The organism is Curvibacter delicatus NBRC 14919, assembly GCF_001592265.1.
GTDB lineage: Bacteria > Pseudomonadota > Gammaproteobacteria > Burkholderiales > Burkholderiaceae_C > Hylemonella > Hylemonella delicata.
The window spans coordinates 1-13707 of record NZ_BCWP01000013.1 but is presented as its reverse complement, the minus strand read 5'-3'; the positions used below and the strand labels follow the sequence as shown (position 1 = coordinate 13707).

15 protein-coding genes are annotated in these 13707 nt (G+C 61.3%); 1 reads left to right on the top strand and 14 read right to left on the bottom strand.

Going from position 1 to position 13707, the window contains the following annotated elements:
• Nucleotides 1–15: 15 nt before the first annotated feature.
• The 6 genes from CDE01S_RS07965 to CDE01S_RS07940 all read right to left on the bottom strand — a co-directional run bounded on the left by CDE01S_RS07965 (nt 16) and on the right by CDE01S_RS07940 (nt 5767).
• A complete protein-coding gene (locus tag CDE01S_RS07965) occupies nt 16–783 on the bottom strand; it encodes an SDR family NAD(P)-dependent oxidoreductase (RefSeq protein WP_066705697.1) in 768 nt (255 codons plus the stop codon).
• Nucleotides 780–2093, bottom strand: a complete 1314-nt coding sequence (gene hpsN, locus CDE01S_RS07960) for a sulfopropanediol 3-dehydrogenase (protein WP_066705695.1) — start codon at nt 2091–2093, stop codon at nt 780–782. The genes CDE01S_RS07965 and hpsN overlap by 4 nt, the downstream gene beginning before the upstream one ends.
• Before the next feature lie 131 nt (nt 2094–2224).
• Entirely contained in the window at nt 2225–3274 is a 1050-nt protein-coding gene (locus CDE01S_RS07955) for an ABC transporter substrate-binding protein (protein ID WP_066705693.1), read from the bottom strand.
• Between the two features lie 44 nt (nt 3275–3318).
• Nucleotides 3319–4116 (bottom strand): ABC transporter ATP-binding protein, encoded by a 798-nt coding sequence (locus CDE01S_RS07950; protein ID WP_066705691.1) that lies wholly within the window; start codon nt 4114–4116, stop codon nt 3319–3321.
• A 35-nt stretch (nt 4117–4151) separates the two neighbouring features.
• Complete coding sequence (locus CDE01S_RS07945) at nt 4152–4919, bottom strand: ABC transporter permease (RefSeq protein WP_369406358.1); 768 nt, start codon at nt 4917–4919, stop codon at nt 4152–4154.
• A 14-nt stretch (nt 4920–4933) separates the two neighbouring features.
• Nucleotides 4934–5767, bottom strand: coding sequence for an ABC transporter permease (locus tag CDE01S_RS07940; RefSeq protein ID WP_245636135.1), 834 nt, complete (start codon nt 5765–5767; stop codon nt 4934–4936).
• A gap of 149 nt (nt 5768–5916) precedes the next feature.
• Here CDE01S_RS07940 and CDE01S_RS07935 point away from each other — a divergent pair, with 149 nt between their 5' ends.
• A complete protein-coding gene (locus CDE01S_RS07935) occupies nt 5917–6954 on the top strand; it encodes a LacI family DNA-binding transcriptional regulator (protein WP_066705684.1) in 1038 nt (345 codons plus the stop codon).
• Between the two features lie 63 nt (nt 6955–7017).
• Here CDE01S_RS07935 and CDE01S_RS07930 read toward each other — a convergent pair whose 3' ends face one another.
• The 8 genes from CDE01S_RS07930 to CDE01S_RS07895 form a co-directional block, all read right to left on the bottom strand.
• A complete protein-coding gene (locus CDE01S_RS07930) occupies nt 7018–7767 on the bottom strand; it encodes a sulfite exporter TauE/SafE family protein (RefSeq protein WP_245636134.1) in 750 nt (249 codons plus the stop codon).
• Between the two features lie 160 nt (nt 7768–7927).
• Complete coding sequence (locus CDE01S_RS07925; protein ID WP_066705680.1) at nt 7928–9664, bottom strand: L-aspartate oxidase; 1737 nt, start codon at nt 9662–9664, stop codon at nt 7928–7930.
• Nucleotides 9661–10272, bottom strand: coding sequence for a fumarate hydratase C-terminal domain-containing protein (locus CDE01S_RS07920; protein WP_066705678.1), 612 nt, complete (start codon nt 10270–10272; stop codon nt 9661–9663). Before CDE01S_RS07920 ends, CDE01S_RS07925 begins: the two co-directional genes overlap by 4 nt.
• Nucleotides 10273–10282: 10 nt before the next feature.
• Complete coding sequence (locus tag CDE01S_RS07915; RefSeq protein ID WP_066705676.1) at nt 10283–11158, bottom strand: fumarate hydratase; 876 nt, start codon at nt 11156–11158, stop codon at nt 10283–10285.
• Between the two features lie 15 nt (nt 11159–11173).
• Nucleotides 11174–12166 (bottom strand): Bug family tripartite tricarboxylate transporter substrate binding protein, encoded by a 993-nt coding sequence (locus tag CDE01S_RS07910; protein WP_066705674.1) that lies wholly within the window; start codon nt 12164–12166, stop codon nt 11174–11176.
• A 50-nt stretch (nt 12167–12216) separates the two neighbouring features.
• A complete protein-coding gene (gene sdhC, locus CDE01S_RS07905) occupies nt 12217–12573 on the bottom strand; it encodes a succinate dehydrogenase, cytochrome b556 subunit (protein WP_066705672.1) in 357 nt (118 codons plus the stop codon).
• A complete protein-coding gene (locus CDE01S_RS07900; protein ID WP_439648672.1) occupies nt 12570–12926 on the bottom strand; it encodes a succinate dehydrogenase in 357 nt (118 codons plus the stop codon). Before CDE01S_RS07900 ends, sdhC begins: the two co-directional genes overlap by 4 nt.
• Nucleotides 12923–13639, bottom strand: coding sequence for a succinate dehydrogenase/fumarate reductase iron-sulfur subunit (locus tag CDE01S_RS07895; RefSeq protein WP_066705669.1), 717 nt, complete (start codon nt 13637–13639; stop codon nt 12923–12925). Before CDE01S_RS07895 ends, CDE01S_RS07900 begins: the two co-directional genes overlap by 4 nt.
• Between the last annotated feature and the right edge of the window lie 68 nt (nt 13640–13707).

Sequence of the window (13707 nt, the reverse complement as noted above, 5' to 3'; positions counted from 1 at the left end):
CATCCTTTGTAAGTTTTAACGCGCAGTGAAGCCGCCATCCACCATCAGCGTTTGCCCAGTGATATATGCGCTGGCGTCACTCGCCAGGAACACGGTGGCGCCGTACAGGTCAGTCAGTTCGCCGTTGCGGCCAATGCAGGTTTGCGCGGCATTGCGCTGCGCCAACTCGGCGTTGTCGAACACAGCGGCCGTGAGCGCCGTCGGGAAAAATCCCGGGCCAATGGCGTTGCAGGTGATACCGTATGGCGACCATTCCTGCGCGATGGCGCGCGTTAGTTGCACCACACCGCCTTTGCCAGCACCGTAGGGCGCGCTGTTGGCAAATGCGCGATAACTTTGCAGCGAGGCAATGTTGACTATGCGGCCCCAATGGCGCTCTTTCATGCCGGGCGCAAGCACCTGCGTCATGAAAAAAGGCGCAGCAAGGTGCAGCGCGATCTGCGTGGCCCAACTCTCGGGCGTGACCTCGGTAAATCGCTGACGCATATTGATGCCGGCCGCGTTGACAAGGATATCCACCGCACCAAACGACGCCTCGGCCGAGATCGCGGCCTGCCGCGCAGCTGCCGCGTCGGCAAGATTCGCAGCCAGCGTGCTGACCGCGATACCCTCGGCTCGCAGGCGCGCGGCGGCGGCATCCAGCTCGCGTTGTCGGCGCGCCACCAGCAGCACCTGCGCGCCCGCCAGACCCAGCGCGCGTGCCATGGCCTCACCGATGCCGGAATTGCCGCCCGTCACCACCGCACGGCGGCCCGATAGGTCAAACAACTTCTCAATCTTCATACGGACACCGACTCGCCCAACTCAAACGTTTCGCCAGGAAAGTATTTGCCCAGCCGGTCGTCGGCAGTACGTGCATGGGCTTCCATGCCTTCCAGGCGCGAGATGCGAGCGGTGACTTCCCCAATGTCGCGCGCGCCTTCGCGTGTCATTCGCTGCCACGTCAGGGTCTTCATGAACTTGTGCACCGAAAGACCGCCCGAGTAGCGCGCTGCCCCCTTCGTCGGCAGCACATGGTTGGGACCACTGGCCTTGTCACCAAAGGCCACCGTGGTCTCTTCACCCAGGAACAACGAGCCGTAGGAGGTGAGGTTGGCCAGCCACCAATCGAGATCGCGGGTGTGCACTTCCAGGTGTTCGCTGGCGTAGCGGTCCGAGACTTCCACCACCTCCTCGCGGGTGTCGCAAACGATCACTTCGCCGTAGTCGCGCCAGGCGCTGGCGGCAGCATCGCGCGCTGTCGGCGGCAGCTTGTCGATGAATACCGGCACCAGCTCCATCACCTTCTCGGCCAGCGTCCTGGAGGTACTAAAAAGCCACGCCGGCGATTCATGGCCGTGTTCGGCCTGGCCTACCAAATCGCTGGCGACAATCGCCGCATCGGCGCTGTCGTCGGCAATCACCGCCACTTCTGACGGGCCGGCAAACACGTCGATGCCCACCTTGCCGAACAGCGTACGCTTGGCTTCGGCGACGAACTTGTTGCCGGGGCCGACGATGACATCCGCGGGCTTGCCCGAGAAAAGGCCGTAGGCCATGGCGGCAATCGCCTGCACGCCGCCCAGCGTCATGATGACGTCGGCGCCGGCCCGGTCGAACGCATAGAGCACATACGGGTGCATCGGCCCGCCGCGGAACGGTCCAGAACAGGCGATGATGGTCTTCACACCGGCGGCCTTGGCGGTGGCCACGCCCATGTAGGCCGAGGCGATGTGCGCGTAGCGGCCGGCGGGTGCGTAGCAACCGGCCACATTGACGGGCAGCACGCGCTGCCCGGCAGTAACGCCGGGGTGCAAGCCCACGGAGAACTCACGCATCGAGTCGCGCTGCGCGAGCGCGAAATCACTCACTTGCTTGATCGCAAAGTCGATGTCACGCCGCACCTGGGCAGGCACCTCGGCGCTGCGTCGCTCTATCTCCGCGCGCGGCACCACGATGTCGCCCTCCCACTTGTCGAGCTGTTTGGCGTAGGCGCGGACGGCGTCCTCGCCTTTGGCGTCAATCTCAGCCAGCATGGTGGTCACCACCTGCTGCGCGCTGGCAGTTTCGGTGTCCGGCGTCTTGTCGGCTTTTTTCAGGTAGGTCACGGTCATTTCAATCTCCTTTAATTACGGTAAACAACAGCCACTTGTGCGAAAACCAAGCGAATATGTAAGCGCTTACAAATAGGGCTTAAAAAAAGCGGAAGCACGTCAACGCTGGGCGTTTATGCACTTCCGGCGGTTTATTTGGCGCGGTTGGCGAATTCGCGCAGTTTTGGGTCAGCGTTGACGCGCTTCATGTAGGCGTCGGTGATGTACTCGCTGCTCAGCGGAATTGTGTTAATGGCGCCGGTGCCGCGCATAAAGGTGGAAATCTGACCGAACCAAGTATCCATGTCGGAATTGCCGCGGCTGCGGTCCATGCGAGCGATCTGCTGCTCCAGACTGAAGGTTGGGCGCTTGGCAAATTCCTTCTGCAGAGAGACGTCGGTGATGTTTACACCGCCTTGCTCATAAAACTTACGCATCATCGCCACGGCTTCGGGTCGGTTGGCATTCATCCACGACCAGGCACGCAGATAGACCGCGAGGAATTTGGCTACACTCTCGGGGTTCTGTTCGGCGTATTCGCCGCGTGCAATCAGGGCGCCCGGTACGATGGCACCGCCGTCCTTGCCCGAGCACAGTTGGGTGGCGCCGGCTTTTTCTTCCACCGCGTAGGTGTTGGGCGCCCACAGCCCGGCCAGGTTGGCCCCGCCAGAGGCCAGGGCCGAGATGATTTCGGCCTGGCCCATGTTCTTGATAGTGACGTCCTGCTTGGTCAGGCCATATTTCTTCAGACACGACTGCACCGCATAGTCTCCGGTGGAATTGCTGGTGAGCAAGATTGTCTGGCCTTTCATTGAAGCCGGGTTCTTGGCGATCTGGTCGGCCACCGTCTTGCTGACCATCAACGCGTTGGCGTCGGATTCGTCATTGGTCAGGCCAATGGTCTTGACCCCAAAGCGCACATGGCCGAGCACGGCAGGCACCGAACCGGTGCCGCCCACGTCCCATGACTTGGCCGCAGCAGCGGCCATCTGCGGCACACCGGCGGGAAAGATGCTGAACACGGGCTTGAGCCCCACTTCGGCCCACCAGTTCTTCTCGGTGGCGACGAAGAAGGGCAAGGCCCAGTACAGCGCCGGCTGGTAGCTGACCTTGATTTCGACCAGCGGGGCCTGTGCCTGTGCGCCCACAGTGGTGATGGCGATGAAGGCGGCCAGCAGGGTTTTGCGCAATGGGTTTTTCATGAAAGTCTCCTCAGAACGGTTTGGTGGACAAAAAAACGGAAACGTCAGTGGACGTCTTTACCCTGATGCTCGCGCAGCAGTTTCCAGATCTGGGTGCGAAGGTGAACAAAGGACGGCTGGTCCATCACATCCTCGATGCTCGGCAGGGCGTCCCAGCCCTCGGCTTCGCGGACGGATTTGATGTCGATGATTTCCCGGATGGTGCCGGGCCGGCGCGACATCACCACCACGCGATCAGCCAGGTACACAGCCTCCTCCACCGCATGGGTAATGAACAACACGGTGCGGGGATGGCGCCGTGCCAGGCGCACCAGTTCTTCCTGCATCACCACGCGGGTTTGCGCGTCGAGCGCGCCGAAAGGTTCGTCCATCAGCAAGACCTTGGGGTCCAGCACATAGGCGCGGGCAATCGCCACCCGCTGCTGCATGCCGCCCGACAGCTGGTGCGGGTAAGCTTTTTCGTAGCCCTTAAGGCCCATGAGTTCGATGTAATGCTCGATGCGCTTTTTCCGTTCCACCGAGGCGATACTCAAAGAGTGCAGCCCAAACTCGATGTTGTCCCAGACGGTTTTCCAGGGGAATAGCGCGAACTGCTGAAAAACCACCGCCCGGTCCGGTCCGGGTCGGGTGACCACTTCGCGGTCCACCATTACGTTGCCGCCACTCGGATGCTCGAGGCCCGCAGCCATACGCATGCAAGTGGTCTTGCCGCAGCCCGACGGCCCCACGACGGCGACGAACTCGCGGTCGCCCACCTCCAGGTTTACCCCTTTGAGAGCAACAAAGTCTTGGTTGCCCTGACGGAACGTACGCTCCACGTTGTTGAATTGGATGATGGCCATAGGTCTCCTTGACGGAACGTTGTTTAGAGGCCGCTTTACAGTCCGCGGCGGGTTTCAATGAATTGCTGTACGCGCCGCAGCAGCACGTCAATGACAAGGCCGACGATGCCAATGGCGATCATTCCGCTCATCACCGTGGCGGTGGAAAGGCCCGCCTGCCCCTTGACCATCAAATAGCCTACGCCGCTGGACGCCACGATCAACTCAGCGCCTACCAGTGATTGCCAGGCCAGACCGGCCGAGATGCGCAGGCCCGACACAATGGACGGCACCGCCGCCGGCAGCATGACCTGCGTGATGCCGCGCCATGGCCCCGCTCCCAACATGCTCGATGCCTCGATATACTTGCGGTCCACGTATTTGGCGCCGCGGTAAGTGTTGATGAGCACAGGCGGCAGCGCACCCATGAAAATGATCAGCACCGGCCCCCCGATGCCAGTGCCGAACCACAGCGCGGCAAACGGCACCCAGGCAATCGGGGCAACAAAACGTACCGCTTCAAACAAGGGTCCGACAATCTTGTCAATCCAGCGAAACCAGGCCATTAGCAAACCCAGCGGGATACCAACGCACACAGCCAGAATGAAGCCCATGGCGAAACGCTGCAGGCTGGAAACCAGGTGAATTTGCAGCGTGTGGCCGGCAAAGGGCTCACGGGTCAACTGGACCAGCCGCTCTAGGATCTCCCATGGAGCCGGCAGAAAAGTGCGTGGCATCCATCCTGACGCCGCCATGGCGGACCACAAGAAGACGAAACCGACAGCGCCCACCACAGTTAGCGCCCAGAAGCGGCCCGCAGGCAAACGTGGCTGCAACATTATTGACTCCTCCAGGGCATGACGCGCCTCTCAAGCCAGCCCAAAACCAGTGTCATCAGCCAGCCGCATAGGGCCACGCTGATCATTCCGACGAGGATCATGGGTGGGTAGATGTCTTGGGATCCCTGGTTCAGAATTTGCCCCAGGCCCGCGATGGCCCCCACCAGTTCAGCCGCGACCAGCGTGGTCCACGACGCTTGCAGCGACAGGCGCAGGCCGGTGAAGATGCTGGGTAGCGCGCCCGGAATCAGAACCTCTTTGCAGTATCGCCAGCCGGTGATGTTTAGCATTGCACTGGCCTCGAACAGAGGACGGTCGATCTGGCGAACACCGCTGAAGGTGTTAATGACCGAAGGCACAAAGGCGGCCACGAAAATCACCATCACTTTTGCCGCATCACCCAAACCGAGCCACACAATGGCCAGTGGAATCCAGGCCAGCGGCGGTATGGGGCGCAGGAAAAGAAAGGCGGGATTGGCCAGCGCCTCTACCGTGCGACTGGCGCCCATAGCCAGCCCCAAGGCCACACCCAGTGTGGAGGCGACCACAAAACCGATCGTCACCAACCGTATGCTACGCAGCACATGCTCGTGCCAGCGCGCGTTACTATAGCCTTCAACCAAGATCTGCCGCCAGGCGGCGAAGGTCTCGGCTGGCGTGGGAAAACGCATACTGGAAATCAGACCCGTGGCGTCAGTCAGGCCCCACCACACCACAAGCAGGGCACCCAGCACCACGGCCACGCGCAGTGCCGCCCGGCCCATCGCAGGAAAACGTGAACCGGCGCGGTCTAGCCAGCGAGCCGTAAGTGGAACCGTATGCGCAGTTGTCAAGGAAGTCTCCTGCAATGTATTTGTAAGCGCTTTCATTATTTCCTTTTATCGCAGATGCTGTCAATCTGCTAAAAGCACTGACTTATAAGCGTTAACCCGAGGACTGTTTGCCCGGATTTGATCCTGCAAGCGCGTACATTTAATCCTGCATGACCACCACCGACAATAGCCATCCCACAATTGACGATGTCGCCCGCATGGCCGGCGTTTCGACCGCCACGGTGTCGCGTGTTTTGAACCGACCAGAGTCGGTGAGCGAAGCCTTGCGCAAGAAAGTTACGACGGCGGTTTCGCGGCTAGGCTACGTGCCGCATGCTGGCGCGCGCGCCCTGATGCTCCGGCGCTCCGGCACGGTGGGCGCGGTATTCCCCACCGTGGACAACGCCATCTTTGCCAAGGCCATCGATGCGCTGCAGCGCCGCCTGGCGCTCTCGGACATGCAGCTTTTAATCGCCACCAGCGGCTACGACATAGAGAATGAAATGCGCCAGGCCATCAACCTGGTAACGCGTGGCGCCGATGCGCTGGCGCTGTGCGGCTTCAGCCAGCATGCCGAGTTGCTGCGCTTTATGCGCCAGCGCGACCTGCCTTGCGTGCATGTGATGGTGTACGAACCGGACGGCGAACACATCAGCGTCGGCTTCGACAATAGCGCGGCCATGGCCCAGGCGACTCAATACCTGATTGACTTGGGGCATCGCCACATCGCCATGCTGGCCGGTGTGACGCGAAACAATGACCGTGCCACGCAGCGCGTCGAAGGCGTGCGCCGGACACTGCAGGCGGCAGGACTGGACTTGCCAAGCAAGCGCCTGGTGGAGCGCCCCTATGCCCTGGCCGATGCGCGAGAAGGACTGCGCCAACTGATGGCGCAAAAGCCAGCTCCCACGGCGGTGATCTGTGGCAACGACGTGCTGGCCTTTGGTGCCATGCTGGAAGCGGCCAGCCTGGGCTTGCAGGTTCCATCCGATCTCTCCATCGTAGGGTTTGACGACCTGGAGATGGCGCGCCATCTGCGACCCGCCCTGACCACGGTGCGGGTTCCAACCGAAGCCATGTGGACGACCGCCGCCGACCGTCTCGTGGCCGCGATTCGCGGCGAGGCGTTTCCGCGCAGCACGGAAATCGACGTGGCGCTGGTGGTGCGCCAGTCAACCGGGCCGGCGCACTCAAGCACACCAGGCTGATTTAGGGCGGCATTCACCAGTTTTCCACGGTGCGCGACGCCTTCTTCGCCTTAAAGCCAGCCCTCAGGACATAGTCAGGCCGCGCCAAAGCAGGCTTGTACTGCCGACAATCAGCAGCAGCCACACGGCCTGCACCGCGCGCTGTGGGGGCATGTGTGCATGCAGATGACTACCCGCCAGATAGCCTAAAAGTGCACAGGGCAGCAACGCAAATGCGAGAGGCAGCAGGCCGCGTTGCAAGTAGAATCCGCTGCCGGTGAAGAGCACGAGCCGGATCAAGGCGGTACCGAAGATCAACACGCCAATGGTCGCGCGCATCACGGTTTTGTCGGACAGGCGCCGTGCTAGGTAGATCATGTAGATCGGTCCGCCGGTGCCATACAGCGCGGTGAAGGCGCCGCCGATCACGCCGGCAGGCATGGCCCATCCCGGCGAAACGGGTGCAGGCGCCACCTTCCTTTGCAGGCTCCAACTGGCATAGCTCAGCACGAAAGTGCCAAGCACCAGCAACAGCCACCGTTCGCTGGCCTGCACAAGCAGCGTCACGCCGGCCGCCATACCGAGCAACAGAAACGGCAGCAAACGCAGCAGCTCTTGCTTATCCAGGTGCTTACGATTCTTCAGGCCGAGCAAAAAGCCGGCAAAAAGATCAAAAATCAGCATCATCGGCACTGCAAAGCGCAGCGGAAAGAAGTGCGCCAGTAGCGGAATCGCGATGATGGCCGCGCCAAATCCGGTCAGGCCGTACACGGTGTACGCGACCGTCACGATCAGCGCCGCGCTCAGCAGCGTGATCCAGGGCAGGTCGATCACGCGCTGTCCGCTCTGCTTTGGCGCGCGCACGCGGCAGGCGCCGCCACCATTGCAGTGCCCGCCCGGTAGCCCGAAGGCAACCGAGTGCTCAACACTTCGGCCACCGCAGAGTGAGAACTGCTCCTCGCCCCACAAGCAAAAGCCATAAGTGCCGCTCTAATCAAGAGACAATTTCCGGCTCTTCCCCCAGGATCGTCTGGCCGGGGCCGACGCGGGTGAAGTGGACTGGCTCACGGCGCATCGAAAGCGTTTGGCCTGCCTGCGTTACGACAATGTAGCTGGAGCCTGCCAGGTCACCGGTGTGCGGATGGTCTTCCCGGAAATGCGCACCACGCGAGTCTTCGCGGGCCAGCGCGGAGGTTGCGATCACGCGGCTCACGGCGATCAGGCTCTTCAGGTTGAGCCAGTCGTGCCAACTCAGGTTGAACGCGCGGTCGCCATCAGCCACGCCGGTACGCGAAAGCCGCGCATCGAGCTCGGCCAGAGTGACGAGCGCGCGCTGCAGACCTTCTGAGGTGCGCAGGATGCCGACGTCCTGCCACATGCAATCGAACAGCGCCTCACGGATCGCTTCGAGGTTGCCGGGCGCATTCGCAAACGGAGCGAGGTGCCAGGCAACGCTTTGTTCAATGGCAGCCTCATCCGGCTCGCGCAGGCTCCCGTGCTCCTGCACCCACACCGCCATGCTATCGCCGGCAATGCCGCCGAACACCGTGGAATTGGCCACGCCGTTGCCGCCGAGCCGGTTCGCGCCGTGCACACCGCCGGTGTCCTCGCCAGCGGCGAACAATCCGGTCAGCGCCGTGGTGCAGTCGGCCTTGAACACGACGCCGCCCATCATGTAGTGGGCCGTCGGCACCACTTCCACCAGGCCGCCCGCCAGGTCAAAACCGCAGTCGCCGCAACGCTCGACCATGCCCTTGAACTGCTTGCGCACGTTCTCCTGCCCCAGGTGCGACATCTGGATGTACACGCCGCCGTTCGGCGACGTGCGGCCGGCGCGCATCTCGGAAAAAATGGAGCGTGAAACAATATCTCGCGTAGCGCGCTCAAGCCGCGGATCGTAGCGATCCATGAATCGCTGGCCGTCACCATTGAGCAGATAGCCGCCAGCACCGCGCAAGCCCTCTTCGAGCACTGTGCCAGTCATGCGGGTGCCGGTGCCGGCGAGCAGGCCGGTGGGATGGAACTGCACCATCTCCATGTCACGCACCGGCAAACCGGCCCGGAGCGCCATCGCCAGGCCGTCGCAGGACTTGTCGCCGGAGGGGGTGTGGTACTTGTACATGGTCGGGCCGCCGCCGGTGGCGAGCAGCACGGCCTTGGCCTGCACGAAAACGAAGCCACCGTCCTGCATATCGAGCATCAGCACGCCCGCGAGCGCGCTGCCATCTGCCGTCTTGATCAGCTCGATCGCGCGATGCTCTTCGAGCCGCGCTATGCCGCGCGACCATACCTGCTCGGAAAGCCGGCTGATGATCTCGATACCGGTTAGATCACCCTTGTGCACGGTGCGGTCGAAAGTTTGGCCAGCGAAGGCTTTTTGGTGCACAGTGCCATCGGGATTGCGATCGAAGAAGCAACCGAGTTCGTTTTCAAGCTCATGCACCCGCTCGACCGCCTTGGTCACCAGGGTCCAGGCCAGATCCTGGTCAGACAGCCATTTGCTGCCCTCAATCGTGTCCATAAAATGGCGTTCGACCGAATCACCCTCGGCCAGCGCAACGTTATAACCCCCCTGCACCATGCGGGTACAGCCGCATTTTCCGAGCAAGCCCTTGACGGCGACGGTGATCGACAAATCGGATGCCGTCTGGTGCGCATGCAAGGCTGCGAACAGGCCGGCGCCTCCGGAACCGAGAATCAGAATGTCGGTCTGTAGTCGTTTAACGTTCATGCTTTCACTCCAAGACTGGCCAGCGCTTTGGCCCTTTTCCCGGCCATGCTTTCCCTGAGCACGTCATACAGGCTGCCGCCATGACTGTCCATGGCCACCAGCAGCGGACCGAAATTCCGGATCCGGAATTTCCACAGCGACTCCGGGTTCAAGTCGTCCATATCCACATCTTCAATCTGCTCTACCCAGGTCGTCTCCAGCGCGGCGGTTCCGCCGACTATCGCCAGATAGATACCACCCAGGTCTCTGAATGCGGACAGCGAACCGTCGCGCATGCCCCCCTTGCCAATGATCATGCGCACGCCATAGTCGGTCATGAGCTGTCGGGTAAAGCGCTCCATTCGGTCAGAGGTCGTTGTGCCTATGCATATCGGCTTATAGCCTGCGGGATACTCGGCGGACTTCTCCACCTGCTGCACATTCGGCGCGGTATGTATCACGGCATGACCGTTCAGATCGAACCGTGTCTTGCGGCCGTGGTCGAACATGTGGATCTGAGTCGCATCGCGGATGCCGAATAGCGTTGTCTGCAAAGTGACCGTGTCGTTGATGCGCAGCTGCCGGATTTGCGCCTCAGTGACCGGCGTCGGGAGTTCGTAATGCGCCATGCCAAATTCCTTAAAAGCCGTAACTCACGCCCGCTGGGGTAAACGTTGCGCGGGCGCGCCGCGCCGAATGACACTGCATATTGACTGCGATCGGATTCATCGTGATGTGCGTCGCGGCGAGTTCGATCTGCACCGCAAATGCCGTCGAGTCTCCACCCAGACCCTGAGGGCCCACGCCCAGCTGGTTCACCGCAGCAGATAACGCCTCTTCCAGCCTGGCGCCTTCCGGATCGCTGCAACGGCTGCCCAATTCGCGGGTTGCCGCACGCTTGGCCAGAGCCACACTCAAATCAGACGTACCGCCAAGGCCGACGCCGACGATGGTCGGCGGACAGGTCTTGCCGCCGGCCGCAAGCACGCAATCGATCACAAAGGTCTTGATCGCGTCTATGCCTTCTGCCGGAATGGCCATCTTCAGAAACGAATTGTTTTCCGAACCGCTCCCCTTGGGAATCATTTCGATCTCCAGCATGTCGGGTGTCCCGCTAAAGTCAATATGAATCACCGGCACCTCGATGCCGCAAGATGTGTGATTGTTCTTGCGCGTAAGCGGATGCACGACCGAAGAACGCAAGGGATGCTCGCGGGTTGCTCGCTCGCAACCGCGGCGTATCGCCTGCTTGAGCGCGTAGCCGTCAATTTGCACATTCGAACCGATCAGCAGGTTGTAAATGGGAATACCGGTGTCCTGGCATAAGAGGTTAGTCGTATCTTCCGCCACCTGAATATTCGTCACCATGGTCGCCAGAACGCTTTTCGCCGTAACTGCCGTTTCAGTGGTGGTCAGACGATCCAGTCCCGCCTTAATATCCGGTGGCAGCACTTTCAGCGCGCGGATATACAGCGTCATGGCGGCCTCTTCCACCGCTTTCAAGTCAATCTTCATTGGGTTCTCCTCGCGTCAGTTGGTGGTGATATTTCGGTTTTTCACCACGGCAGCCCAAAGCTTGGACTCTGCATCCATCGCCTTCGCAAATTCGGCCGAGGTGTTGCCCACCGGGGTCATGCCTTGAACGTACAGGCGCGCCTTTGTGTCGGACTCAGCCAGCACCTTGGCTGTGTCGCTCTGTATTTTGGAGAGAATGTCCTGAGGCGTTCCGGCGGGAGCAAAAAAACCAAACCAGCCGGAGTTCTCGAAACCCGGCACCCCGCTTTCGGAAACGGTGGGAACGTCTGGCAGCTGTTGCGAGCGCTCCTTGCCGGTAACGGCCAACGCGCGCAGCCGGCCACTGCCAAGCAATGCGGAGGCGGCTGCAAAGTTACCCACCATCATGTGAATCTGGCCAGCAATCAGATCGTTGTAGGCGACCGCCTCTCCCCTGTAGGGCACATGGTTGATTTCGATGCGAGCTGCATTGGCGAAGTTTTCAGCCGCCAGGTGCACCTGGCTACCCACGCCGGCGGAGCCAAAAGTCACAGCACCCGGCGTGGTCTTGGCCAGCGCAATCAACTCCTTCACGCTTTTGACCGCCGAGCGCTCGGGCACGACCAGCAACATTGGTCCGCTGGCGACATTCGTGATCGGCACCAGATCCTTCTTGGTATCGAAGGGCATACTCTTGTAGATGTACGGATTGATCGTGATGCTGCCTGAAGCCATCAGGAGCGTGTAGCCATCGGCCTTGGATTTGGCCACTGCGTCAGCGCCCAAGTTACCTCCCGCCCCTGCACGGTTTTCGATCACGACGGGCTGGCCCCAAAGCACCGCAAGCTTCTGGCCTACCATGCGTGCGATCGCGTCGGTGGAGCCGCCGGCTGCAAAGGGAACGACAATGCGCACCGGCTTGGTGGGCCAGCGATCCTGCGCCGTGGCGGGTATGGCCCCCCACGAGGCGAGCATGATGGCGGTGGCCACAAAAACGCGGCCGAAGGCTGAACGTCGGGTAAGGGTCATATCGTTGTCTCCTTGCTGTGAAAAACAGGCATTGCGTAGCCTGCGCGATGTCAGGAAAAAAGGGAAAGGGCGAAGGCCATTCCGGCGGCAGCGGCGAACCCCACCGCGCCAGCGATCCAGTCCTTGCGCAGTCCCGATGTGCTCCCGAATTCGATCAGCAGCAAGCGCACGCCACCCATCATGTGCAGCGCCAGCAGTACCACCAGGCCCCATTCGGCGAACTTGAAGAAGCCCTGGTCGGCAAACCGCAGAAAACCGTCGAGGGCCGCAGCGCCATGCAACGCCTGACCCAGCGCCCAGAAATGCAGCGGCAGGAAAGCCGCAAGGCCGAGGCCAGAGAGACGATGCATCAAAAAGGCCCAGTAGGCCGGGTGAGAGCGGGCGCGTTGATCGTTGCGGCGCTTCATACTGCCACCACCGCGTACACGGCGCGCAGGCCCGTCACGAGCAACAGCAGCCCGAACGCCCGCGAGAGCCACAGTGCAGCGGGCTCTCTCATTCCCCACCATTCGCAGGCGATGTTGGCCAGGCCCACCGGCACGTGCACCACGCAGGCAACGACAAACACAGCGTAAAACGCGGCAAATCCCCAGTTGCCCTGTGTGCGGCCCAGGATTTCGGCAGCACTAAGCCCGCCGCGTACGGCATAGACCATGACCGACAGATGCACCAACACGCACAACGCCAGCACCATTGCGCTGATCCGCTGCCAATACCAGCGCTTGGCTTGCGTGACCCCAGCCGCACGGACGGCGCTCACAGCTCACCCCGCACGGCCGCCTTGGCCACCCTGCGTTTTAGGCCGGCTATGGACAGCGTGGGCGCGAGCTGCTTAGGGCAGCGCTCCGTGCATGAGCCCTGCGTGTGACATGAATGACAGCCCGCGTCCCCGGCCACCGCACGGAGCCGTTCGCCTTGCTGCACATCTCGCACGTCGTTGGCCAGCGTCCACGCGCGGTTGAGCGCAGCCGGGCCAAGGTAGTCAGGCCGCCAGCTCACCACATCGCAGGATGCATAGCAGATGCCGCAGCCTATGCACTCAATACCAGCGTCGGCCGCCTTCCGTTCGTTCGAAGCCGGCTCGACCTTGGCAAAAGAATCATGGCGGGTCAGTGCGCCCTTGAACTGACCCTTGGCGCGTGCCCATTTATCAAAGAACTCACGCATATCGGTTGCGAGATCCTTGATCACCGGCAAATTCGATAGCGGTGCAATTTCCAATTCGCCGTTTCGCGCCACCTTGGAGATGTGCGTGCGGCATGTCCAGCGCGCCTGACCGTTGACGGTCATGGCACAAGAGCCACACATGCCCACGCGGCAAGCAAACCGATAGCTTAATGACGGCTCAAGATTGCGCTGGATAAAGGTAACGACATCCAGCACAGTCTGGCTTTCGTTACGTGGTACGTCGTAAGTTGTGAACCCCCCGACCTCTTTGCCGCGCCACACCTTTACTTTAAGAGTTTTATGCATGTGCACATTTTTTATGCGCCCAATAGAAAATAAAAGCTATTATTAATTTACTTTAGATAAAGTATTTA

Excerpts from the sequence above, each read along its gene's own strand:
- CDE01S_RS07965 (WP_066705697.1), bottom strand. The coding sequence starts at position 783 with ATGAAGATTGAGAAGTTGTTTGACCTATCGGGCCGCCGTGCGGTGGTG.
- hpsN (WP_066705695.1), bottom strand. The coding sequence starts at position 2,093 with ATGACCGTGACCTACCTGAAAAAAGCCGACAAGACGCCGGACACCGAA.
- CDE01S_RS07955 (WP_066705693.1), bottom strand. The coding sequence starts at position 3,274 with ATGAAAAACCCATTGCGCAAAACCCTGCTGGCCGCCTTCATCGCCATC.
- CDE01S_RS07950 (WP_066705691.1), bottom strand. The coding sequence starts at position 4,116 with ATGGCCATCATCCAATTCAACAACGTGGAGCGTACGTTCCGTCAGGGC.
- CDE01S_RS07935 (WP_066705684.1), top strand. The coding sequence starts at position 5,917 with ATGACCACCACCGACAATAGCCATCCCACAATTGACGATGTCGCCCGC.
- CDE01S_RS07925 (WP_066705680.1), bottom strand. The coding sequence starts at position 9,664 with ATGAACGTTAAACGACTACAGACCGACATTCTGATTCTCGGTTCCGGA.
- CDE01S_RS07920 (WP_066705678.1), bottom strand. The coding sequence starts at position 10,272 with ATGGCGCATTACGAACTCCCGACGCCGGTCACTGAGGCGCAAATCCGG.
- CDE01S_RS07915 (WP_066705676.1), bottom strand. The coding sequence starts at position 11,158 with ATGAAGATTGACTTGAAAGCGGTGGAAGAGGCCGCCATGACGCTGTAT.
- CDE01S_RS07910 (WP_066705674.1), bottom strand. The coding sequence starts at position 12,166 with ATGACCCTTACCCGACGTTCAGCCTTCGGCCGCGTTTTTGTGGCCACC.
- sdhC (WP_066705672.1), bottom strand. The coding sequence starts at position 12,573 with ATGAAGCGCCGCAACGATCAACGCGCCCGCTCTCACCCGGCCTACTGG.
- CDE01S_RS07895 (WP_066705669.1), bottom strand. The coding sequence starts at position 13,639 with ATGCATAAAACTCTTAAAGTAAAGGTGTGGCGCGGCAAAGAGGTCGGG.